At 72.9% G+C, this 25,000-nt stretch carries 5 protein-coding genes; 3 read left to right on the top strand and 2 right to left on the bottom strand.

From position 1 onward, the window contains the following. Positions 1–169 precede the first annotated feature (169 nt). Positions 170–1,435, top strand: coding sequence for a lipase (locus tag ACIBEC_RS46305; RefSeq protein ID WP_360509936.1), 1,266 nt, complete (start codon positions 170–172; stop codon positions 1,433–1,435). A 57-nt stretch (positions 1,436–1,492) separates the two neighbouring features. Here the strand turns inward: ACIBEC_RS46305 and ACIBEC_RS46310 are convergent, their stop codons facing one another. Further along, entirely contained in the window at positions 1,493–1,723 is a 231-nt protein-coding gene (locus ACIBEC_RS46310; protein WP_360509937.1) for a hypothetical protein, read from the bottom strand. Positions 1,724–2,405: 682 nt separating this feature from the next. Between ACIBEC_RS46310 and ACIBEC_RS46315 the strand changes: the two genes are divergently transcribed. Then, positions 2,406–2,915 (top strand): hypothetical protein, encoded by a 510-nt coding sequence (locus tag ACIBEC_RS46315; protein WP_360509938.1) that lies wholly within the window; start codon positions 2,406–2,408, stop codon positions 2,913–2,915. A gap of 481 nt (positions 2,916–3,396) precedes the next feature. Here ACIBEC_RS46315 and ACIBEC_RS46320 read toward each other — a convergent pair whose 3' ends face one another. Then, positions 3,397–4,566, bottom strand: coding sequence for a cytochrome P450 (locus ACIBEC_RS46320; RefSeq protein WP_360509939.1), 1,170 nt, complete (start codon positions 4,564–4,566; stop codon positions 3,397–3,399). Between the two features lie 856 nt (positions 4,567–5,422). On the opposite strand from ACIBEC_RS46320, the gene ACIBEC_RS46325 reads away from it, so the two are divergent. Continuing rightward, positions 5,423–25,000, top strand: a 19,578-nt coding sequence (locus tag ACIBEC_RS46325; protein WP_396290749.1) for an SDR family NAD(P)-dependent oxidoreductase, incomplete at its 3' end; no start/stop codon positions are given.

Consider the following 25,000-nt stretch of genomic DNA (forward strand, 5'->3'; position numbering starts at 1 on the left):
CCCCTCAAACGGGCCGAACACCGCGACTGGCCACCACCCGCTCCGGCCATCGTCACGATCGCCGGACCGGGCAGGACCTTAAATCACCGGCATTGGGGCTAGCCCCAGGGCGGATACACCCACTGGCCGGGTGGTGGGCGAGTGCGGTCGTCACCTAGCGTCATGCGACATGAAATCCGCTTATTCAACAGGCAATCCGCGCTCCGTGTTCCGTCGGCGCAGCGCCGTGACGGTCCTGATCGGCCTGGTGTTAGCCGCTACAACGGTGACGACCGGGGCCGCCTCGGCGGGCGCGGTGGCCCCAAGCGATCGCGGACACTTGGTGTCTGCTCAGCAGGTGAGCACGCTGGCCACGAAGCAGGACGTCGCAGCGGCACTGGCCGCTGCCGGATTCGACGCGGGTACGGTCCGGTTCGGGGTGGACGCCTACCGGCTCGTGTACCGCACCGTGGACCCCCAGGGTCGGCCTACCACCGCCAGCGGACTGCTGGTGCTGCCCCGTAGCCGCGAGCACGAGTTGCGGACGGTCTCGTTCACTCATGGCACCGCCAGCTACCGGTCCGATGCGCCCTCCTCCATGGTCAAGGTCGGCTTCGTGTCCTCCCCCGCCATTACGTACGCGTCCGCCGGGTTTGCCGCAGTTGCCCCGGACTACCTCGGCCTCGGGGCTGGTCCGGGACTCCATCCCTGGATGGACGTGCCCTCTGAGACGACCGCCTCATTGGACATGCTGCGGGCTGCCCGCGCCTTTGTTCCGCGCACTGGCCGTGCGCTGGGACACGACGTGCTGGTCACCGGGTTCTCCCAGGGAGCCTCGGCTGCGATGGCACTCGCGCGAACGCTCCAGGCCGACGGCGATCGATGGTTCCGCCTCAAAGCCGTCGCGCCGATCAGCGGCGCGTACGACTTCCAGGACGCCGAGGTGCCGGCGCTGCTCGACGGCTCCCTCGATGCAAAGTCCAGTGTGCTGTACGCGGCGTATCTTCTCGTCGCGTGGAATCGGCTACACCATCTGTACGACTCGCCGGGCGAGGTCTTCCAGGCGCCGTACGACAGCACGATTGAGGCACTGTTCGACGGTTCGCACACCGGTCAGCAGCTATTCGCCGGCACGCCCAACACCCTCGGCGCGCTGCTCACCCCACACGGCTTCGACATGCTGCGCCACCCGACTGGCCAGCTGGCGGCGGCGCTGCGGGTGGCCGACAGCTCCTGCGCCTGGAGCCCCCGCGTGCCGATCCACCTGTACATCGCCAGCGCAGACGAGCAGGCAGCCAATGCCAACACCGACCACTGCGAGGGCGCCTTGCAATCGCACGGCGTGAACGCGCCAGTCGTCAACCTCGGCAGCCCGGACTTCGCCGGTTCCCGGCACCTTGGCTCCAACGTCGCGGGCACAGCCGCTACCGTCCGCTGGTTCAGCCGACTGCGCTGAGAGCCCACCGGACCGAACCGGCCCGCCCTGCGCTGACGGGGCGCACCGGCTGCTCGATCAACCGGCGAGGCGGGACGAGGCAACACGCGGCGCCGACTCCGGCGCTGATGATGTGTCATGTGTGCGGTCAGATGCCGGGGTGGCGAGGTATAGGCCGCAGTCGAGGGCGTCTTCGAGGCTGCCGGCGAAGCTGTCGGTGGGCAGGATGGTGTCCTCGTACGTGTCGCTGCCGGCGAGGTAGAGCGCGAATCCCCAGGTGCTGGCGGATCCGCCGTAGCGCAGGCGCATGGGCTTGATGCTCTCCGTCGGCCAGTTCGCCGTCTACGTGGGCGAACTGGCCGCGGTGGCGGACGTGCACGGCGGTCAGCTGGGGCCAGGCGCTCGTGTGATCAGCTTCTGAGCGAGGGCGTCTTGGTCGACTTTGGAACGGTGGGCATGGGGTCATCCTGCCTGGTCGCCCCGTCGGGTGCTGCGGCAGGATCCAGCCGGTGAGATCCACTTCTGCTGAAACTTCCCGTGTGCGCAGGGCCCAGAGCCGCACGGTGTCGGCGCTGCTGCTGATGATCTCTCGGCTGGCGTTGTGGGCAGCAGGTCGGCGGGAAGGTGCGGACGGCTGGGACTGTGTCCCGTCACCGCGCCGTATCCCAGGCTGTGGCGCGGAGACCTCCTTCGTCACGGCCGGGCGGGCGTCCTCCCTGCACCCGCGAGGCCAGCCGTCACCCGGTCAAGGCCGGCGGACGAGTGTTGCCCGGGGTTGCCCCGGGGATGCGATGGCCCCCGCAGTCGAACCCGTCAACCGCCTGGGGAACGACCACGAGTAGCCCTGTCCGGCCCCGCACCGGAGACCGTTTTCGGGGATCGCCGTCGACTGCCACTGCCGCGCGTGTTGTGGAGAATCCGCGCTTCGCCGGCCACTCACCGCACCGGCGCGCTACGTTGGCGGCTGCCGACTGTGGGGAGAACCGTCCACATGACCATCGACCAGGCCGCCCTCGGCCGCGCGGTGAGGGCGGTTGCCGCCGCCGCGCACGCCGATGACGTGGCCGCGCTGTACCGGGCCGTGATGCCACCGACAGGGACGGACACACCACCGGCCGAGGCCGCAACCTGGTTCGGGACGCTCCTCATCCACCTGGCACTCACGGCGGCGACCGCTTCGAAGCTCGAACCGGGCTGCCACCGGGACGCCGTCTCGGAGTGGATCGGGCGGGAGTTGGGCCCGCCGCCCACCCCGGCACTGCTGCGCGCCGCGGACCCCGGCCGCATCGACCACGTCGAAGCCGTGAGCGCCGCAGCGGACTACTCCCGCTACCACGAGTACGCCGTCGACCTGGTCCGGGTGGGCCTGACCGACCCGGACCAGGAACCGGACGAGCGAGGCGTCGACGCCCATTGCGCGGTGACGAACGACCAGGACGCGCGGATCACCGTGATGGCGATGCTCGGCCGCCTCATCCCCGTTCCCGGCGACCGAGGCTGACCTTGCCGCTCCGGAAGCTCGCCTGAACCACGAACCTGTCGACGGTCCCGGCAGCTCAGCTCATAGGGGACATGGGGATGCCGGTCGCGCAGACCGGCGAGCTGATGCCGTCCTCCTCGGGCAGTCCTCCCCGCACCCGCGGGGGTCAGCCGGCTGTGCCCGCCGTCGTGGCCGGGTGGGGTGTCGTCCGGGTTGATGCTGATCATCGCCCAGTCGTAGTGGCGGTCGCCCTGCCCGGTCCGCAGCCGTTGTCCGATCCCGTCGACGCCTACGCCGCCGCGACCGCCGTCCTGTCCGGCCGGGCCGGCGCCCGGCCTGGGCCGTCAACCGCTCGGCGGCTCCGTAGACCGCATGGACGCCGACGAGTTCGCCGTGCCGGTCGTACCGCAGGTCGAAGGTGGTGGAAGGGCCATTGGTCGTGTCGTGCCCCGACCGGTCGATCCCGTCCAGTTCCCGCGCCTGCGGTATGAGAAACCACGGATCACCAGGTGACCGGCAACGCCTGCAGGCCGCGGAAGACCAGTTCCGGCACGTAGGTGAGCTCGGACTCGTCGACGGCGAGGCGCAGTCCCGGATACCGCTTCACCACGGACCCGATCGCCACCCGCATCTCCCGGCGGGCCAATATCGCGCCGAGGCAGAAGTGCGGCCCGTGCCCGAAGGCGAGGTGCGCTGCCGGTCCTTCGCGCGTGATGTCGAAGCGGCCGGGATCCGGGTACGCACCGGGGTCGCGGTTGGCTGCGACGATGACCGGCAACACCGGTTCGCCCGCCCCCAGTTCGACGCCCTCCAGATCGACGGGCTCGGTTGTGACCCGGACCTCGGCCGAGGTGAAAAGCCTGCTGTAGCGCAGTAGTTCGTCGACCGCCGGTCCGATCAGGTCCGGTGACGACCGCAGCAGCGCGAGTTGGTCCGGGTGGCGCAGCAGGGTCAGCAACGAGTTGCCCAGCTGGTTGACGGTCGTCTCGTGGCCGGCGATCAGCAGGCCTTCGAGGTTGGCCAGCAGCTCGGGTTCGGTGAGGTGGTCGCCCTCGTCGTTGGCGGCGACCATGGCCGAGATCAACCCGTTGTCCGGGTGCGCCCGCTTCTGGCGCACCAGATCGGCGAGCCAGTCCTGCATCTCGCTCTGTGCGGCCCGCAGTTCGTTCGAAGTGATGTCCGTGACGAACAGCCGCCTGGTCCACCTGCGGATGGCCTCCGCCTCGGAGTAGGGCACGCCGAGCAGCTCGCAGATGACCATCAACGGCAGTGGAGCGCAGAGACCTGCCACAAGATCCGCGGTCGGATCGAGGGAGTCGAGCAAGGAGTCCACAGTGGACTGCACGCGTGGCTCGAGCTGATCGACCATGCGCGGGCTGAACGCCTGCGACATCAGCTTGCGCAGGCGGGCGTGGCGCTCGCCGTCCAGGCTGGAGACCAGTAACGGGTCGGCGGCGACGGACAGTTTCAGCGGGCCGCCCGGAAGTGTGGCCGCCTCCCGGCTGAACCGGCTGTCGCTCAGAACCTGGCGTACCGCCTTGTGGGAAAGGGCGAGCCAGACGTCTGCCGTACCCATCGTCGCGAGGACGACCGGAGCCTGCGCGAGCAGAGCCTCGGCTTCGGGCTCGTTGTCGAGGTGGTGTGGTGTGGTGAAGGGAAACGTGGCTTGCATCGCTGCCTCCTGACTGGATGTCACCAGGCCCGGGCGCCGGGTGCCGGGCGCGAACGGCCGGGACCGCTGCGCGGATCGGTGACAGCTGGGTTGTGTGCCGCCGGGGGCGGTGGCGCTTCGCGATCGTCTCGAAGTGGATGGGGGCCGAACGGTTCAGCCGGAGCTGTCGGCGGCGCCGATGGGCGGTTCGCTCGATCCGGGTGGTGATCGCCGTGCGGAGTTCTCCCGGGTGGCCGGATGACGGGCGAGGACGTTCTTCTGCGCGAGTGCGAACGGGATTCTAGGGCGTTGTCACCGGCGGCGTCGACGGTGCCCATGAACCCGGTCCGGTCGTGGCGGCGCAGGGCATGGACGCACTTCCGTGACCGCACCGGCGGGTTCACCGGCAGGTTCGCCAGCAGGTCCGCCGGCGGACACTGCGACGGGCCGCCCGTATGAACGACGCGTTTCATGGGGCACGGGACGGATCCTGCCACGGTGCCTCTTTCGTACAGGCATATGACGTTGTGATGTGCCTCCTTTGAGACAGCCTTCGCCTGACCTGTGGCGAGGGCGTGATGTTGCTGCCATGCTCATCTGCGCGGCGGAACGATCATCGCCTCGACCCCTACGCTCACGCTCAGCTCACCAGTGCATCCTCCTCGAAGTGTGTCGCCAATGCTGTCGCTTTCGAGGACCGCTCCACTGATCCAGAGGCCCGAAGCGCGGGCGAGTCCGGGTTCGGATACCACCGGGTCGCCGGGCTGCCCGCGCGCTCGGTGCTCCGGCCGCTTGCGCGGCCGGAGCCGCACCATCGGGACTGCTACGGAAACACCCCGCCTTCCTTCATCCCCCCGGCTCACGAGGTGTCGATGTGATGCGCTTCCCCCTGGATTCGGACGCTGATCGTGTCGCTGTCATCGGAATGGCGGGCAGGTTGCCGAAAGCCCCGGATCCGGAGGCGTTCTGGCGACTGCTGTGCGACGGGGCCGACGCGATCACCGCGCCGCCCGTGGGCCGGCAGGGCGTACGGCACGGCGGCTACCTGGACCGGGTGGACGGCTTCGACGCGGCGTTCTTCGGTGTGTCCCCCCGTGAGGCCGTCGGCATGGACCCGCAGCAGCGGCTCATGCTCGAACTCGCCTGGGAGGCCCTGGAGGACGCCCGGATCGTGCCGAGCACGCTGACGGGCGGCCCGACGGGGGTGTTCGTCGGCTCGATGTGGGAGGACTACACGTCCCTGGCCTACCCCGGTCACATCACGCCGCACACGCTGACCGGCACCAACCGGGGCGTCATCGCCAACCGCGTCTCGCACTTCCTCGGTGTGCGCGGACCGAGCATGACGGTCGACACGGCCCAGTCGTCGGCGCTGGTCGCGGTGCATCTGGCGGTCGAGAGCCTGCGCCGCGGCGAGTCGGCGCTCGCCCTGGCCGGCGGGGTGAACCTCAACCTGACCGCCGCCCGCGAGGAGGGAGCAGCGGAGTTCGGCGGCCTGTCCCCGGACGACCGCTGCTTCACCTTCGACGCCCGGGCCAACGGCTTCGTCCGCGGCGAGGGCGGCGCCTTCCTCGTCCTGAAACCGCTGGACCGGGCCCTGGCCGACGGGGACCGCGTCTACGGTGTCATCCGGGGCAGCGCGGTCAACAACGACGGCGCCACACAGAACCTGACCGTGCCCAGCGCGCAGGCCCAGGAACAGGTCATCCGCGAAGCACTGGCCCGCGCCGGCGTGCGTCCCGCGGATGTGCAGTACGTGGAGCTGCACGGCACCGGCACCGCTGTCGGCGACCCCATCGAGGCCGCCGCCCTCGCGGCGGCCTACCGCGACCCGGCCGAGTCCGGCGACGCCGACAGCGCCCTGCGGGTCGGGTCCGCCAAGACGAACGTCGGCCACCTGGAAGGCGCCGCGGGCATCGTCGGTCTGCTCAAGGCTGTCCTCAGCGTGTACCACCGCGCACTGCCGCCGAGCCTGAACTACGAAACCCCCAACCCCGGCATCCCTCTCAACGCACTGGCGCTGCGGGTCCAGACCGCTCTGACCCCCTGGCCGCGGCCGGACGCGCCCCTGCTCGTCGGCGTGTCGTCGTTCGGCATGGGCGGCACCAACGCGCACGTGATCGTCGAGCAGGCGCCCGATGCGGCCGCGCCGCCGGCCCGGCGGCCCGCTCCCGAGGCCCGGCCGGCGCCGTGGATCGTCACGGCGCGGACCAGGCAGGCGCTACGAGCGCAGATCGAGCGCCTGCGCGAACACGTGCGCAGCCACCCGGACCTGACCGGCGCCGAGGTCGCGCACGCGCTGGCCACCACCAGAACCCGCTTCGCCCACCGCGCGGTCCTGCTCGACTCCGCCCAGGTCGCCGCCGACCGGGCCGGAACCCCGGGCCGGACCGTCTTCGTGTTCCCCGGCCAGGGCGCGCAGTGGGTCGGCATGGGCCGGGAGCTGTACGCCGCGTACCCCGTCTTCCGGGCCGCCATGGACGAGTGCGCCCAGGCCCTGGCCCCGTACACCGACTGGTCCCTGGTCGATGTCCTGGACGGCGCCCCGCTCGACCGCGTGGACATCGTGCAGCCCGCCCTGTTCGCGGTGATGGTGTCCCTGGCGGAACTGTGGCGCTCCTTCGGTGTCGCGCCCGACGCGGTGGTCGGGCACTCGCAGGGCGAGATCGCCGCGGCATACGTCGCGGGCGCGCTGTCGCTGTCCGACGCGGCCCGGATCGTGGCACTGCGCAGCCGCGCGCTGGTGGCGCTGACCGGCCGGGGCGGCATGGTGTCCGTGGCCCTGTCCGCCGAGCGGGCCGAGGACTACGTGTCGCGCTGGGGCGGCGCGCTGACGGTCGCCGTGGTCAATGCCACCGGCTCGGTCGTGGTGTCCGGCGACACGCGGGCCCTGTCCGAACTGGTCGAGTCCTGCGCGGCGGACGGTGTCCGCGCACGCGTCGTCCCGGTGGACTACGCCTCCCATTCCGCGCACGTCGAGGCGATCCGTGAGCGGCTGCACACCGAACTGGACGGTGTGCAGCCGCGGCAGGGCACCATTGCGTACTATTCCGCGGTCACCGGCGGCGTCCTCGACGACACCACGGAGCTCGACGCCGGCTACTGGTACCGCAACTTGCGCGAGCCGGTCCGCTTCGACCTGGCCACCGCCGCACTGCTGGCGGACGGGCACGACGTCGTGGTCGAAGTCAGCCCGCACCCGGTGCTGCTGCCCGCCATCGAACAGATCCTGGAACAGGCCCGCGAGCGGACCGGCGTGCCCGGCGTCGCCACCGGCACGCTGGGCCGTGACCGGGGCGGGCCGGACGTCTTCCTGACCGCGCTGGCCCGGCTGTTCGTGGCCGGCGTGCCGGTGGACTGGTCCCCGGCCGTCGCCGAGGCCGCGCCGGTCGACCTGCCCACGTACGCCTTCCAACGTCGTTCGTACTGGCTGCCCGAAGCGACAGCCGGGCAGAGCGGACGGACCCCGGCCGGCCCGGGGACGCACGCAGCGGAGACCGCCGCGCCCGGCCGGCCGGACGGCGGCCCGGAGACCGGGGACACCGGGGCGGGCGGTACGGACACGGGCGGCCCCGAGTCGGGCGACACGGGCGACGCGGCCGCCGTGGTCACCGCGCAGATCGCGCTCGTGCTGGGCCACGAGAACCCCGCGGACATCGATCCCGCGCTCACCTTCAAGGACCTCGGCTTTGACTCGGTCACCGGGCTCGAACTGCGCAACCGCCTGGCCGGCGCCCTGGATCGGCAACTCCCCTCCGGTCTCGTCTTCGACCACCCGACGCCCGCGGAGCTGATCGACTGGCTGCGCACCGGCCCCGGCGACCGGCCGGCCCCCGCCGCCCAGGCCGCCCAGGCCGCCCACGACGACCCGGTCGTCATCGTGGGGATGGGCTGCCGCTTCCCCGGCGGGGTGGCCTCGCCGGACGACCTGTGGCGGCTCGTCGCGGAGGGCGTGGACGCGATCGGCGACTTCCCGGACGACCGCGGCTGGGACCTGGGCGGCCTGTACGACCCGGAACTGCGGGGCGCGGGCACCACGTACACCACCCGGGGCGGGTTCCTGGAGGCGGTGGCCGGCTTCGACGCTCCGTTCTTCGGCATCTCGCCCCGCGAGGCGCTCGCCATGGACCCGCAGCAGCGGCTCGTGCTGGAGACGGCCTGGGAGACCTTCGAGCACGCCGGGATCGACCCGGCCTCGCTGCGCGGCAGCCACACCGGCGTGTTCACCGGCGTCTGGTCGTCCGGCTACGCGACCGGGCCGGGCCTGCCGGAGGACCTGGAGGGTTACCTGTTCACCGGCGTTGCGACCAGCGTCACGTCCGGCCGGGTCGCCTACCACCTCGGGCTGCGCGGTCCGGCGCTGTCCGTGGACACCGCCTGCTCGTCGTCCCTGGTCGCCGTCCACCTGGCCGCCCAGGCCCTGCGCGCGGGCGAGTGCTCGCTGGCGCTCGCCGGCGGTGTCACGATCATGGCGACACCGCTGGGCTTCACCGAGTTCTCCCGCCGGCACGGCCTCGCGGCGGACGGCCGCAGCAAGCCCTTCGCCGCCGCGGCCGACGGCACCAGCTGGGCCGAGGGCGCCGGCTTGGTGCTGCTGGAACGTCTGTCGGACGCCCGCCGCAACGGCCACCGGGTGCTGGCGGTCGTCGCGGGAAGCGCGGTGAACCAGGACGGCGCGTCCAACGGCCTGACCGCGCCCAACGGCCCCTCCCAGGAGCGGGTGATCCGTCAGGCGTTGGCGAACGCCGGGTTGGAGGCGTCCGAGGTGGACGCGGTCGAGGCGCACGGTACCGGCACCACTCTCGGCGATCCCATCGAGGCCCACGCCCTGCTGGCCGCCTACGGCCGGGACCGGGACGAGCCGTTGTGGCTGGGGTCGGTGAAGTCGAACATCGGCCACACCCAGGCCGCCGCCGGCATCGCGGGCCTGATCAAGATGGTCATGGCGATGCGGCACGGCGAACTGCCGCGAACCCTGCACGTAGACGCCCCCTCCCCGCACGTCGACTGGGCCTCCGGCGGCGTCCGGCTGCTCACCGAGGCCCGGCCGTGGCCGGAGCACGAGCACCCGCGCCGCGCCGGCATCTCGGCCTTCGGCATCAGCGGCACCAACGCCCACCTGATCATCGAGCAGTCCTCCGACCCGGACCCCGGCCACCTTCCCGAACCCGTCGGCCGGGCCGCCCCCACCGCCTGGCTGCTGTCCGCGAAGACCGATGCCGCGCTGCGCGCCCAGGCCGAGCGGCTGCACGCGTACGCGACCGCCCACCCCGACGTCCCGGCCGCCGCGATCAGCCGCGCACTGGCCGCCCGCACCCGGTTCGAGCACCGGGCCGCGGTGGTCGGCGCCGACCGGGACGACCTGCTGTCCGGCCTGGCCGCGCTCCCGCCGGGACTGCCGGGCCTGCCGGGACTGCCGGGCCTGCAGGCCCGTACCGGCGGGACCGTGTACGTCTTCCCCGGACAGGGGGCGCAGTGGGCGGGCATGGGCCGTGACCTGTACGAGCAGTCCGAGGTCTTCCGCGCCGGCATCGACGCCTGCGCCGCCGCCCTGGCCCCGTACACCGACTGGTCGCTGGTCGACGAACTGCGCCACGGCTCGCTGGACCGCGTCGACGTGGTGCAGCCGGCCCTGTTCGCCGTCATGGTGGCGCTGGCCGACCTGTGGCGGTCCTACGGCGTGCAGCCGGACGCCGTGGTCGGCCACTCCCAGGCGGAGATCGCCGCCGCGTACGTCGCCGGCGCGCTGTCGCTGCGGGACGCCGCCAAGGTCGTGGCGCTACGGTCCAGGGCACTGGCCGTCATCGCCGACCGGGGCGGCATGGTGTCCCTCGCACTGTCCGTCGAACAGGCTGCCGGCTACCTGGCCCGCTGGGGCGAGCGGCTGACCACCGCCGTGGTGAACGGACCCGCGGCGGTCGTGGTGTCCGGCGGCCTCGACGTGCTGGACGAACTGCTGGCCGCCTGCGAGGCCGACGGCATCCGCGCCCGCCGCCTGCCCGTCGACTACGCCGCCCACTCCGCGCAGGTCGAGGCGATCCGCGAGCAACTGCTCACCGAACTGGCCGACATCACCCCCCACTCGGCGGCGATCCCGTTCTACTCCACGGTCACCGGCGAGCCGCTCGACACCTCTGCCCTCGACGCCGGCTACTGGTACCGCAACCTCCGCGAACCCGTACGGTTCGACCTGGCCACCGCCCGGCTCACCGCCGACGGCCACGACCTGTTCCTGGAGGTCAGCCCGCACCCGGTGCTGGTGCCCGCGCTGGACGTCGCCGCCACCGGAACACTGCGCCGCGATCACGGCGGCCTCACCGAGTTCCTCGCCGCGGCGGGACGCCTCTACGCCGCCGGAGCCGACGTCGACTGGATTCCGGTCCTGCCCCGCACCGCACCCAGGGCGGACCTGCCCACGTACGCCTTCCAGCGCGAGCCCTACTGGGTGACCGCGACCCCGCCGGTGCCCCGTGACGACTGGCGGTACGAGGTGGCATGGGCGCCGACCAGCGGTACCGCGGCCCCGGTGGACCCGGCTCGCTGGCTCGTCCTGGCCACGACCGGGCACCCGTGGGCCGAGGCCCTGCGCGAACGGGGCTTCGCGGTGGCCGACACCTGGGACGTGGCCGACACCGGGGACGCCCGGCCCGGGCCGGACGGTGTGCTGTCGCTGCTGGCGCTGGACGACGAGCCGCACCCCGACCACCCGGTGCTCCCGGCGGGCCTGGTCCGCACCCTGGATCTGGTCCGCCCCCTGGACCCGGCGCGGACACCGGCCGTCCCGCTGTGGTGCGCGACCAGCGGCGCCGTGAGCACCTCGGGCACCGACCCGGTCACCAGCCCGGCCCAGGCCCTGGCGTGGGGCACCGGCGCGTCCGCGGCGCTGGAGTTCCCGCACGGCTGGGGCGGCCTGGTCGACCTTCCCGCCGTGCCCGACGAGGAGAGCGTGAACGCGCTGCTCGTCGTGCTCGCCGGCACGGGCGAGGACCAGGTGGCGATCCGCGGCACCCGGCGCTTCGCCAAGCGGCTGCGCCGCAAGGCCTCATCGGGCCCGGCCGCGCGGCCCTGGCGGCCGCGGGGCACGGTGCTGGTCACCGGCGGCACCGGCGCGCTCGGCGGACATGTGGCCCGCCGCCTCGCGCGGCAGGGCGCGGAGCACATCGTGCTGGCCGCCCGCCGCGGCCCCGACGCACCCGGCGCGGCCGGCCTGCGCGACGAACTGGAGGCAGCCGGGGCGCGGGTGACCGTGGCGGCGTGCGACGTGGCCGACCGGGACGCCCTGCGGGACCTCGTCGAGCGCGTCGGCGACATCCGCGCGGTCTTCCACACCGCCGGCGTGATCAGGGCGACCAGGCTGGCCGACACGACACCGGCGGAGTTCGCCGAGGTCATCCTGGCCAAGGTCGCCGGGGCGGCGAACCTGGCGGAACTCCTGCCGGACCTCGACGCCTTCGTCCTGTTCTCCTCCACCGCAGGCGTGTGGGGCGACGGCCACGGCGCGGCCTACGCCGCCGGCAACGCCTTCCTCGACGCCCTGGCCGCACAGCACCGCGCCCAGGGCCGCGCCACGACCTCCGTCGCGTGGGGCATCTGGGCCGAAGGCGGCATGGCGGCCCTGGAGTCCGTGCAGCGCCAGCGCACCCTGCTCGGCCTCGGCGAACTGGACCCGGGCCGGGCACTCGACGCGCTGCAGGACGTCCTCGACCACGACGAGGCCCTCGCGGTCGTGACCTCGGCCGACTGGGCACAGTTCGCCCGCGCCTACACCCACGCGCGGCCGAGCCGGCTGCTGCGGGACCTGCCCGAAGCCCACAGCCGGCCGCAGGCCCCCCGACCCGCGCCCCCCGCCGGCGGCACCGACCTGCTGGAGCTGATCACCACCCACGTCGCCGGGGTGCTGGGACACGCCACCCCCGAGCGGCTCGACCCCCGGCAGGCGTTCAAGGACCTGGGCTTCGACTCACTGACCGCGGTGGAACTGCGCAACCGCCTGACCGCCGAGCTCGGGGTGAAACTGCCCGCCACCCTCGTCTTCGACCACCCCACCCCGGCACGGCTGGCCGCCCACCTGTCCGGCGAGCCCGGCGAGCAGGACGCGCCGCACGCCCCGGCCGCGACGGACGAGCCGATCGCAGTCATCGGCATGGGCTGCCGCTACCCCGGAGGCGTCGGCACCCCGGAGGACCTGTGGCGGCTGGTCGCGGAGGGTGTGGACGCGGTCGGCGACTTCCCCGCCGACCGGGGATGGGACATCGACCGCCTGTACGACCCGACGGGAAGCCGCCCCCGCACGTCGAGCACGTCCCAGGGCGGCTTCCTCGACGCCGCTGGCGACTTCGACGCGGCGTTCTTCGGGATATCACCCCGCGAGGCGCTCGCCATGGACCCGCAGCAGCGCATCCTGCTGGAGACCGCGTGGGAGACCATCGAGTACGCCGGCATCGACCCGACCACGCTGGAGGGCACACCCACCGGCGTGTTCACCGGCATCTGGTCCACCGGCTACGCCGCCGGGCCGGTCCCCGACGACCTGGAGGGCTACCAGGTCACCGGCACCGCGTCGAGCGTGGGGTCCGGCCGGCTGGCGTACCAGCTGGGCCTGCTCGGCCCGGCACTGTCCCTGGACACCGGCTGCTCGTCGTCCCTGGTGGCCCTGCACCTGGCCGCGCAGGCCCTGCGCTCGGGAGAATGCTCCTTCGCCCTGGCCGGCGGCGTCACCGTCAACGCGGCACCCACGCTGTTCACCGAGATGTCCCGGCAGGGGGCGAGCGCGCCCGACGGCCGCAGCAAGTCCTTCGCCGCCGCGGCCGACGGGGCGGGCTGGGCCGAGGGCGCCGGCCTGCTGCTGCTGGAACGCCTGTCCGACGCCCGCCGCAACGGCCACGAGGTGCTGGCGGTCGTCCGAGGCTCGGCCACCAACCAGGACGGCGCGTCCAACGGCCTGACCGCGCCCAACGGCCCCTCCCAGGAGCGGGTGATCCGTCAGGCCCTCGCCAATGCCGGGTTGGAGGCGTCCGAGGTGGACGCGGTGGAGGCCCACGGCACCGGCACCACTCTCGGCGATCCCATCGAGGCCCAGGCACTCCTGGCGACCTACGGCCGGGACCGGGACGAGCCGTTGTGGCTGGGGTCGGTGAAGTCGAACATCGGCCACACCCAGGCAGCGGCCGGCGTCGCGGGCCTGATCAAGATGGTCATGGCGATGCGGCACGGCGAACTGCCGCGAACCCTCCACGTGGACGCGCCCACCCCGCACGTCGACTGGGCCTGCGGCCAGGTCCGCCTGCTCACCGAACCGGTCGCCTGGCCCGGGACCGGGCGGCCACGGCGAGCCGCCGTCTCCGCCTTCGGCATCAGCGGCACCAACGCCCACGTCATTATCGAGCAGAGCATCCTCGAACAGCCCGCCGAGGCCGACTCCGCCGCACCCTCTCCCCGGGGCCGCGCGGACGACCAGGTCCTCTGGCCGCTGTCGGCCAGGTCCGAGGCGGCGTTGCGGGAGCAGGCGCGCCGGCTGGGCGCCTTCACCGCCGTACGTCCCGAGGTGAGTCCGGCGGCGGTCGGGGGCGCTCTGGCTGCCCGCACCGTGTTCGAGCACCGGGCCGTGGTGGTGGGCACCGCCGCGGCCCTGGACGCCCTGGCCGAGGGCCGGTCGGCGCCGGGTCTGGTCACCGGGGCCGCCCGTTCGCTGGGTCGTTCGGTGTTCGTGTTTCCGGGGCAGGGTGCGCAGTGGGTGGGTATGGGTGGGGAGTTGTACGGCTCGGAGGCGGTGTTCCGGGAGGCGATCGATGCGTGTGATGCGGCGTTGGCGCCGTACACGGATTGGTCGTTGGTGGAGGTGCTGGTCGGCGGTGGCTCGTTGGAGCGGGTGGATGTGGTGCAGCCGGCCCTGTTCGCGGTGATGGTGGCGCTGGCCGAGCTGTGGCGTGCTCATGGTGTGGAGCCTGATGCCGTGGTCGGGCATTCGCAGGGGGAGATCGCGGCGGCGTATGTGGTGGGGGCGTTGTCGTTGGACGACGCCGCCAAGGTGGTCGCCCTGCGCAGCAAGGCCCTGGTCGCCCTGGCCGGACACGGCGGCATGGTCTCGGTCGCGCTGTCCGCGGACGACGCCGCCGGCTACCTGAGCCCCTGGGGCGACCGGATCACCGTCGCGGTGGTCAACTCCGCCTCGACCGTCGTCGTGTCCGGCGAACCCGGGGCCCTGGACGAACTGCTGGCAGCCTGCGCCAGGGACGGCATACGCGCCCGCGCCATCCCCGTCGACTACGCGGCGCACTCGGCGCAGGTCGAGGCGATCCGCGAGCGGCTTCTGACCGACCTCGCGGACATCCGGCCCCGGCCTGCGGCGATTCCCTTCTACTCCACGGTCACCGCGGAACCGGTCGACACCTCCGCCCTCGACGCCGATTACTGGTACCGCAACCTCCGCGAACCCGTACGGTTCGACCTGGCCACCGCCCGGCTCACCGCCGACGGCCACCAGGTGTTCGTGGAAGTCAGCCCGCACCCGGTGCTGGTGCAGGACCTGGACGGCGTGGCGACCGGCACCCTGCGCCGCGACCACGGCGCCATCGGGGAATTCCACACCGCCCTGGCCCGCCTCCACGTCCAGGGCGTCGCCGTGACCTGGCCACACGACCGCCCGCACGGCGTCAGGCTGCCGCGCTACGCCTTCCAGCGCAGCACCTACTGGCTCACCCCCGCGGCCGGCGACCACGGCACCCGGCACCCGCTGGCGGGCACCACGGTCGAATTGCCCGACGGGAGCACCGTGCACAGCGGCCGCGTCTCCACCCGCACCCACCCCTGGCTGGCCGACCACGCCGTCGACGGCACGGTCCTGCTGTCGGGCACCGCCTTCCTCGAACTCGCAACCCTGGCCGGCGGGACCCTTGACGACCTCGTCCTGCACCTGCCCCTCGCGCTCTCGGACACACCCACGGACATCCAGGTCTCGGTCGGCGCCCCGGACGACGCCGGCCGCAGCCCGGTCACCGTGCACTCCAAGGGCGGCGACGGCTGGGTCCGCCACGCGTCCGGAACTCTCGGCGGCCAGGTGACGGCCGGACGCCTCGACTGGCCCGCGAGGAACGCCGAACCCGTGGACCCTGAAGGGTTCTACGACTTCCTCGCCGGACTCGGATACCAGTACGGACCCGCGTTCCGGGGCGTGCGGGAGTTGTGGCAGGGCGAGGACGAACTGTACGCCGAGGTGTCCGTCCCCGACGGCGCCGGCTTCGGCATCCACCCCGCGCTCCTGGACGCCGCACTCCAGCCGCTGATCCTGCTCAGCCCCGACACCCGGGTCCGGCTGCCGTTCTCCTTCTCCGGCGTCGCCGTGCACACCACCGGTGTGTCGTCCGCCCGGGTCCACCTGGCCCGCACGGGCACCGACACCTACCGCGCGACACTGACCGACCTGTCCGGCAACCCGGTCGCGGACATCACCGCGCTGACCGTCCGGCCGGCCGCCGAGGCCCGGGCCGCGGTGCTGCACACCCAGTGGGTGCCCCTCACCGCGAGCACACCGACCGAGGTGGTGCCGAGCCCGGTACTCACCGCGGATGCCGACGCGGACTCCGTGCACGGCCTCGTCCAGCGGGCCCGCGCGCTCGTCCAGGACTTCCTGGCCGAGCAGCCGGAGCGGGCGGCCGCACGCCTGGCCGTCCTGACCCGCGGCGTGGCCGGCGCGGCCGTACGCGGCCTGGTCCGCAGCGCCGCCGCCGAGCACCCCGGCCGGTTCGTCCTGGTCGACATGGGCGACGCGTCCGAGGAGGACGCGGTCCGGGCCGCCATGACAGCCGGCGACGAACCCGAACTGGCCCTGCGCCGGGAAGGCGTCCTCGTGCCGCGGCAGGCCAGGTACGCGCCGGAACCGACCGCCCCCGACGGCGCGTACCGGCTGAGCGAGTCCGGCACCGGGCAACTGGACGACCTGGCCCTGCTGCCCTGGCAAGAGGCCGCGCTGGAACCCGGACAGGTCCGGGTCGCCGTACACGCGGCCGGCCTGAACTTCCGCGACGTGCTCATCACCCTCGGCATGTACCCGGACCGGCCCCCGTTGGGCGGTGAAGGGGCCGGCACCGTCCTCGAGGTCGGCCCCGGCGTCACGGCCTGGCGGCCCGGCGACCGCGTCATGGGAATGATGCCCGGCGCCTTCGGGTCGCGCGCGGTCGCCGACCACCGGCTCCTGACGGCGATCCCCGACGGCTGGAGCTCCGCCGAGGCGGCGTCGGTGCCCGTCGCGTTCACCACCGCCTGGTACGGGCTGTTCGACCTCGGCGAACTGCGCCCCGGCGACCGGGTCCTGGTCCACTCCGGCGCGGGCGGTGTGGGCATGGCCGCCATCCGGTTGGCCCTGAACAGCGGCGCGGAGGTCTTCGCCACCGCGAGCCCCGCCAAGTGGGACACCCTGCGGCGCCTCGGACTGCCGGACGACCACATCGGTTCGTCCCGCGACACCGGGTTCGCCGACCGGTTCCCGGCCATGGACGTCGTCCTCAACTCGCTCGCGGGAGAACTCACCGACGCCTCACTGCGGTTGCTGGCCGACGGCGGACGGTTCGTCGAGCTGGGCAAGACGGACGTCCGCTCACCCGAGGGCCTGATCTACCGGGCCTTCGACCTCAACGACGTCGACCCCGCGCGGCAGGGCGACATCCTCTCCAGGGTCGTGGCGATGGTCGCCGACGGGACGCTGGAGCCGCTGCCGGTCACCGCCGCGGACCTCCGCCAGGCCGTCGACTCCTTCCGGCTGATGAGCCAGGCCCGCCACACCGGCAAGATCGTCCTCACCGTCCCCCAGCCGATCGACCCTGACGGCACCGTGCTGATCACCGGCGGCACCGGCACCCTCGGCCAGGCCGTCGCCCGGCACCTGGTGTCCCGCTACGGGGTACGGCACCTGCTGCTCGTCAGCCGCGGCGGCGGCGCGGTGCCGCACCTGGAGACTCAGGGGGACGTCGATGTGCGGGTCGTGGCCTGTGACGTCGCGGACCGGGACGCGCTGGCGGCCGTACTGGACTCGATCCCGGCCGAGCATCCGCTCACCGCCGTCGTCCACGCGGCCGGCGTGCTCGACGACACCGTTGTGGAACGGCTGACCGCAGAGCAGCTCGACCGGGTGCTGCGTCCCAAGGTCGACGGCGCCTGGCACCTGCACGAGCTGACCCGCGAGCACGACCTCGCGGCCTTCGTGCTGTTCTCCGCGGCCGCGGGTGTACTCGGCAACGCCGGCCAGGCCGGCTACGCGGCCGCGAACTCCTACCTCGACGCGTTCGCCGCACACCGGCAGACCCTCGGACTGCCCGCCGTGTCGATGGCCTGGGGCTACTGGGAGCAGGAGAGCGGCATGACCGCCCACCTCACCGCGGCCGACCGCCAACGCCTCGCCCGCAAGGGCATCCGCCCCATCAGCGTCGACCGCGCCCTGGCCATGTTCGACACCGCGCTGGCTGCCGGACGTCCCGCGCTGACCACGGCCGACCTCTCGATGCCGCAGATCCTGCCGACGTCAAAGGCCCCCGCGTCGGACCTGCTGTCCCTGGTCGCCGCCCACACCGCCACGGTCCTCGGCCACTGCGACGCCGCCGCGATCACCCCCGGCCTCGCCTTCCGCGACCTCGGCTTCGATTCCCTGACCTCCGTCGAACTGCGCAACCGCCTCGCCGGCGCCACCGGCCTGCGGCTGCCCGCGACCCTCGTCTTCGACCACCCCACCCCCGCCGACCTCGCCGACCACCTCACGGCCGAACTCTCCGGTGGGGGTGTGGTGCCGGTGTCGGTGGTGCCGGTGGTGTCGGTGGGTGATGGGGCTGATCCGGTGGTGATCGTGGGCATGGGGTGCCGGTTCCCGGGTGGGGTGGGGTCGCCGGAGGAGCTGTGGGGCCTGGTGGCGGGTGGGGTGGATGCGGTCGGGGCGTTTCCGGGTGATCGCGGGTGGGACGTTGAGGGGTTGTTCCATCCGGATGCGGATCATCCCGGGACGTCGTATGCGCGGTCGGGTGGTTTTCTCGCGGACGCGGCGGGGTTCGATGCCGATTTCTTCGGGATTTCGCCGCGTGAGGCGTTGGCGATGGATCCGCAGCAGCGGGTGTTGCTGGAGACCGCGTGGGAGACGTTCGAGGATGCGGGGATCGATCCGACGTCGTTGCGGGGCAGCCAGACGGGCGTGTTCACCGGCGTCTGGTCCTCCGGCTACGTCGGCAGCCCCGACCAGGCACCGCCCGACACCGAGGGCTACCTCGCCACCGGCATCTCGCCGAGCATCACCTCCGGCCGGGTCTCCTACCTGCTGGGACTCCAGGGCCAGGCCGTGTCCGTCGACTCCGCCTGCTCCTCGTCACTGATGGCGATCCACCTCGCCGCGCAGGCACTGCGCTCGGGGGAGTGCACACTCGCCCTGGCCGGCGGGGTGACCGTGAGCGTGACCCCCCTGCAGTTCACGGAGTTCTCCCGCCAGCGTGCCCTGGCCCCTGACGGCCGGTGCAAGCCCTTCTCGTCGACGGCTGACGGTACGGCGTGGGGTGAGGGCGCGGGGTTGGTGCTGCTGGAGCGGTTGTCGGACGCCCGTCGCAACGGCCATCAGGTGCTGGCGGTGGTGCGGGGTTCGGCGGTCAATCAGGACGGGGCGTCCAATGGGTTGACCGCGCCCAACGGCCTCTCCCAGGAACGCGTCATCCGTCAGGCGTTGGCGAACGCCGGGTTGGAGGCGTCCGAGGTGGACGTGGTGGAGGCGCACGGTACGGGGACGACTCTCGGTGATCCCATCGAGGCGCAGGCGCTGCTGGCGACCTACGGCCGGGACCGGGTGGAGCCGTTGTGGCTGGGGTCGGTGAAGTCGAACATCGGGCACACGCAGGCGGCGGCCGGTGTGGCTGGTGTGATCAAGATGGTCATGGCGATGCGGCACGCCGAACTGCCGCCGACGCTGCACGTCCAGGAGCCCACGCCGCATGTCGAGTGGGACACCGGTGACATCCGGCTGCTGACCGAGGCCCGGCCGTGGCCGGAGACGGGGCGTCCCCGCCGCGCGGGCATCTCGGCGTTCGGGGCCAGCGGCACCAACGCCCACGTCGTCATCGAACAGTTCCCGGAGGAAACCCCCGGACAACCCGTCGCGGACGATTCCGTGAAGCCCACCCTGTGGCTGCTGTCCGGCAAGACGGACGATGCCCTCCGCGCCCAGGCCCGACGGCTCGCGGACCACATCACCGCTCACCCCGGACTCCGGCCGGCCGCGATCGGCCGGGCCCTCGCCACCACCCGCACCATGCTCACCCACCGGGCGGCCCTGGTGGGCAGCACCCGGACCGACCTCATGACGGAACTGGCCGCCCTCGCCGACGGAGACCCCCGCGTCATCACGGGTGTGGCCGGTTCGCTGGGTCGTTCGGTGTTCGTGTTTCCGGGGCAGGGTGCGCAGTGGGTGGGTATGGGTGGGGAGTTGTACGGCTCGGAGGCGGTGTTCCGGGAGGCGATCGATGCGTGTGATGTGGCGTTGGCGCCGTACACGGGTTGGTCGTTGGTGGAGGTGCTGGTCGGCGGTGGCTCGTTGGAGCGGGTGGATGTGGTGCAGCCGACCCTGTTCGCGGTGATGGTGGCGCTGGCCGAGCTGTGGCGTGCTCATGGTGTGGAGCCTGATGCCGTGGTCGGGCATTCGCAGGGGGAGATCGCGGCGGCGTATGTGGTGGGGGCGTTGTCGTTGGACGACGCCGCCAAGGTGGTTGCCCTGCGCAGCAAGGCCCTGGTCGCCCTGGCGGACCAGGGTGGGATGGTGTCGGTCGGCCTCGGGCATGAGCGGGCCGCCGAGTTCGTGGCCCGCTGGGACGGCCGGCTGACGGTGGCGGTGGTCAATGCCCCCGGTTCGGTCGTCGTGTCGGGTGATCCGGACGCGCTGGACGAGTTGCTGGCGGCCTGTGAGGCCGACGGCATCCGCGCCCGTCGCCTGCCCGTCGACTACGCCGCCCACTCCGTCCAGGTCGAGGCGATCCGCGAGCAACTGCTCACCGACCTTGCCGGCATCACACCGCGCCCGGCGGTGATCCCGTTCTACTCGACGGTGACCGGCGAGCAGATCGACACCTCCGCCCTCGACGCCGACTACTGGTACCGCAACCTCCGCGAACCCGTACGCTTCGACCTCGCCGTCGAGGCCCTTACGCAGGACCGGCACGGCGTGTTCGTGGAGGTCAGCCCGCACCCCGTACTGGTGCCGGTGATGGACGGCGTTGTGACCGGCACGCTGCGCCGCGGCAGCGGCAGGCAGGAATTCCACCTCGCCCTGGCACGCCTGCACACGCAAGGCGTGGCCGTCGACTGGACGCCGGTCTTCCCCGGCGAGCCCCACCACGTCCCACTGCCGACGTACGCCTTCCAGCACCGGCCGTACTGGTTGACCCCCGTCGCCGCGAAGGGCGACGTGTCGGCGGCGGGACTGGACTCGGCCGGGCACCCGCTGCTCGGGGCCGTCGTCGAACTGGCCGGGGACCAGAGCGTCCTGCTCACGGGGCGGCTCTCGACGGCCACCCGGCCATGGCTGGCCGACCACGTCGTCCTGGGCTCCGTGCTTCTGCCCGGCACCGTGTTCGTCGAACTCGCCATGCACGCCGGACGCCAGGCCGGCTGCGACGTCCTGGACGAACTGGTGCTGGAAGCTCCCATGATCCTGCCGGACGACGGTTCCGTGCCGGTCCAGGTCGTCGTCGGCGCACCGAACGAGACGGGCCGACGCCCCGTCACCGTGCACTCCCGGACGGGCGGCACCTGGCTGCGGCACGCGACCGGCATGCTGGCGACCGGCGACCGCCCCCACCCGTACGACACCGGCGAGCCCTGGCAGCCGGCCGGTGAGCCCGTCGACCTGACCGACTTCTACGACACCCTCGCCGCCCAGGGCTACGAGTACGGGCCGGTGTTCGCGGGCGTACGCGAGATCCGGCGGCAGGGCGACGAGCTCTATGCCGAGGTGGCGCTGCCCACCGACACCCGTGACCGCTTCGGTCTCCACCCCGCGCTGCTCGACGCCGCACTCCAGCCGCTGACCCTGCTGGCGGCCGGCCGCCTGCCGTTCTCCTTCGCCGGGGTGTCGATGCGCAAAGCCGGCTCCACGGCCCGGGTCCGCCTCACACCCACCGGCCCCGACACCTTCCGGGTCGCGCTCGCCGACGAATCCGGGCCGCTGGCGGTGATCGACGCGCTGACCGTGCGCCACCGGCCGCCGGGCATACCGGGCGCCGGGGCCAACCAGCTCTTCCGCCTCGACTGGGTGCCCGTCGAGAGCACCGGCGAACCCCCGGCCGTCCACCACGTGACGCCCCCGGCGGGAGACCCCGTGGCCGCCGCGCACACCGTCGCCGCCGAGACGCTGGGCGTGCTCCAGGACTTCCTGCGCGACGGGGACGGCCGGCTGGCCGTCGTGACCCGTGGGGCGGTCGGGCCGGACCCCGTCGACCTGCCGTCCAGCGTCGTCTGGGGCCTGGTCCGCGCGGCCCAGGCGGAACACCCCGACCGCTTCGTGCTCGTCGACACCGACGACCGCGTCCTCGTCGCGGGGGACGAACCGCAGCTCGTCGTCCGCGACGGCGCCGCCCACGCCGCCCGCCTGGTACGGGCCGAAGCGGCCCCGGCACCCGGCCCGCTCGACCCCAACGGTACCGTGCTGATCACCGGAGGCACCGGAACACTGGGCCGCCTCGTCGCCCGGCACCTGCGCGACCGGCACGGCATCCGGCACCTGCTCCTGCTCAGCAGGACCGCGGCGGAGGTGGACTTCGACGCCGAGGTGGTGGCCTGCGACGTGGCCGACCGGGACGCGCTGGCGGCCGTACTGGACTCGATCCCGGCCGCGCACCCGCTGACCGCGGTCGTGCACGCGGCCGGCGTGCTCGACGACGGCGTCGTCGAATCCCTCACGCCCGGCCGGATCGACCAGGTACTGCGGCCCAAGGCCGACGCCGCCTGGCACCTGCACGAGCTGACGAAGGACCTCGGCCTGAGCGCGTTCGTGCTCTTCTCGTCCGCCGCCGGTGTGCTGGGCGGCCCGGGCCAGGCGAACTATGCCGCCGCGAACGCCTTCCTGGACGCCCTCGCCGTGCACCGGCGTGCCCTTGGTCTGCGGGGCGTGTCGCTGGCCTGGGGACAGTGGGCCGAGGCCAGCGGGCTGACCGAACACCTCACCGACACCGACCTCAAGCGCCTCGCCCGCACCGGCGTGCTGCCGATGCCCACGGACCAGGCGCTGGCACTGTTCGACCTGGCCCTGGGCGCCGCCGATCCCGTGCTGGTCCCCGCACACCTCGACCTGTCGGCGGCGTCCACCCGCCCCCTGCTCGGCCGCCTCACCCGTACCAGGCCCGCCCGGCGCACGGACCGGCCGACCCTGGGCAGGGAACTGGCGGCCCTGCCCGAGGCCGAGCAGCACAGCCGCGTCCTGGAACTGGTCACCGGCCAGACGGCCGTGGTCCTCGGCCACACCGACACCTCGGCCGTCAGCGCCGGGCGCGCCTTCAAGGACCTGGGCTTTGACTCGCTCACCGCGGTGGAACTGCGCAACCGCCTGTCCGCGGCCGCCGGGGTACGGCTGCCCGCGACGATGGTCTTCGACTACCCGACCCCCGACGCGCTGGCCGGCCACCTGCGGGACCTCCTGGTCGGCGCCCGGCGCCAGGCCCCTGCCTCACCCGTGCCGGTCGGGGTTCCGGTGTCGGATGATCCGGTGGTGGTGGTGGGGTTGGGGGCCCGTTATCCGGGTGGCGTGGGGTCGGCGCAGGAGTTGTGGGATTTGGTGGCGGGTGGGGTGGACGCGGTGGGGGAGTTCCCATCGGATCGTGGGTGGGATGTGGGTCGTATCTATGATCCGGCCGGTGGTCCGGGGACGTCGTATACGCGGTCGGGTGGTTTTCTGGGGGATGCGGGTGGCTTCGATGCCGCGTTCTTCGGGATTTCGCCGCGTGAGGCGTTGGCGATGGATCCGCAGCAGCGGGTGCTGCTGGAGACCGCGTGGGAGACGTTCGAGGATGCGGGGATCGATCCGACGTCGTTGCGGGGCAGCCAGACGGGCGTCTTCACCGGCATCTGGTCCTCGGGCTATGGAGCCGGGGCACAGCCGCCCGACCTGGAAGGCTACCTCTCGACGGGCACGGCGACGAGTGTGACCTCGGGGCGGGTGTCGTATCTGCTGGGGCTGGAGGGTCCGGCGTTGTCGGTGGACACGGCGTGTTCGTCGTCGCTGGTGGCGATCCATCTGGCGGCGCAGGCGCTGCGCTCGGGGGAGTGCTCACTGGCCCTGGCCGGTGGTGTGACGGTCATGGCGACGCCGGCGGGGTTCGTCGAGTTCTCGCGGCAGCGGGGGCTTGCGGCCGACGGCAGGGTGAAGGCGTTTGCCGAGGCGGCCGACGGCACCAGCTGGGGTGAGGGCGCGGGGTTGGTGCTGCTGGAGCGGTTGTCGGACGCCCGTCGCAATGGGCACCGGGTGCTGGCGGTGGTGCGGGGTTCGGCGGTGAACCAGGACGGGGCGTCCAATGGGTTGACCGCGCCGAATGGTCCGTCGCAGGAGCGGGTGATCCGTCAGGCGTTGGCGAATGCCGGGTTGGAGGCGTCCGAGGTGGACGTGGTGGAGGCGCACGGTACGGGGACGACGCTCGGTGATCCCATCGAGGCGCAGGCGCTGCTGGCGGCCTACGGCCGGGACCGGGTGGAGCCGTTGTGGCTGGGGTCGGTGAAGTCGAACATCGGGCACACGCAGGCGGCCGCCGGCGTCGCGGGCCTGATCAAGATGGTCATGGCGATGCGGCACGGGCAGTTGCCGCCGACGCTGCATGTCGACGCGCCGACCTCGCACGTCGACTGGTCGGCGGGTCGTGTCTCACTGCTCACCGAGGCTCGGCCGTGGCCGGAGACGGGGCGTCCCCGCCGTGCCGGCGTGTCGGCGTTCGGCATCAGCGGTACGAACGCGCACGTGATCCTGGAGGCACCGGCCCCGGACCCGGCCGAGAAGACGTCGCCCGAGTCCTCCGCCCACGATCCCGCTTCGGATCCCGGGTCCCCTGCCGCTTCCGCGCCCACGCCCACGCCCGCGGTGCCGGTGCCGTGGCTGCTGTCGGCGAAGTCGGACGCGGCCCTGCGCGACCAGGCCCGTAGGCTGCGCGGGTTCCTCGCCGAGCACCCCGAGGTCACACCGGCCGAGGTGGCCGCGGACCTGGCCGCGCGGGCCCGGTTTCCGCACCGCGCTGTGCTGACGGACCCGGCCGGCCTGGACGCGCTGATCGGCGGAGAACCCGGAATCGTCACGGGCACTGCCTCCCCGGGTAGGTCGGCGTTTGTGTTCTCTGGTCAGGGTGGTCAGTGGGCGGGGATGGGGTGGGGTTTGTACCGGGTGTTTCCGGTGTTTGCGCGGGTGTTGGACGAGGTGTGTGGGTTGTTGGGGTTGCCGGTGGGGGTGTTGTTCGAGGATGGG

Source organism: Kitasatospora sp. NPDC051164 (genome assembly GCF_044455625.1).
GTDB lineage: Bacteria > Actinomycetota > Actinomycetes > Streptomycetales > Streptomycetaceae > Kitasatospora.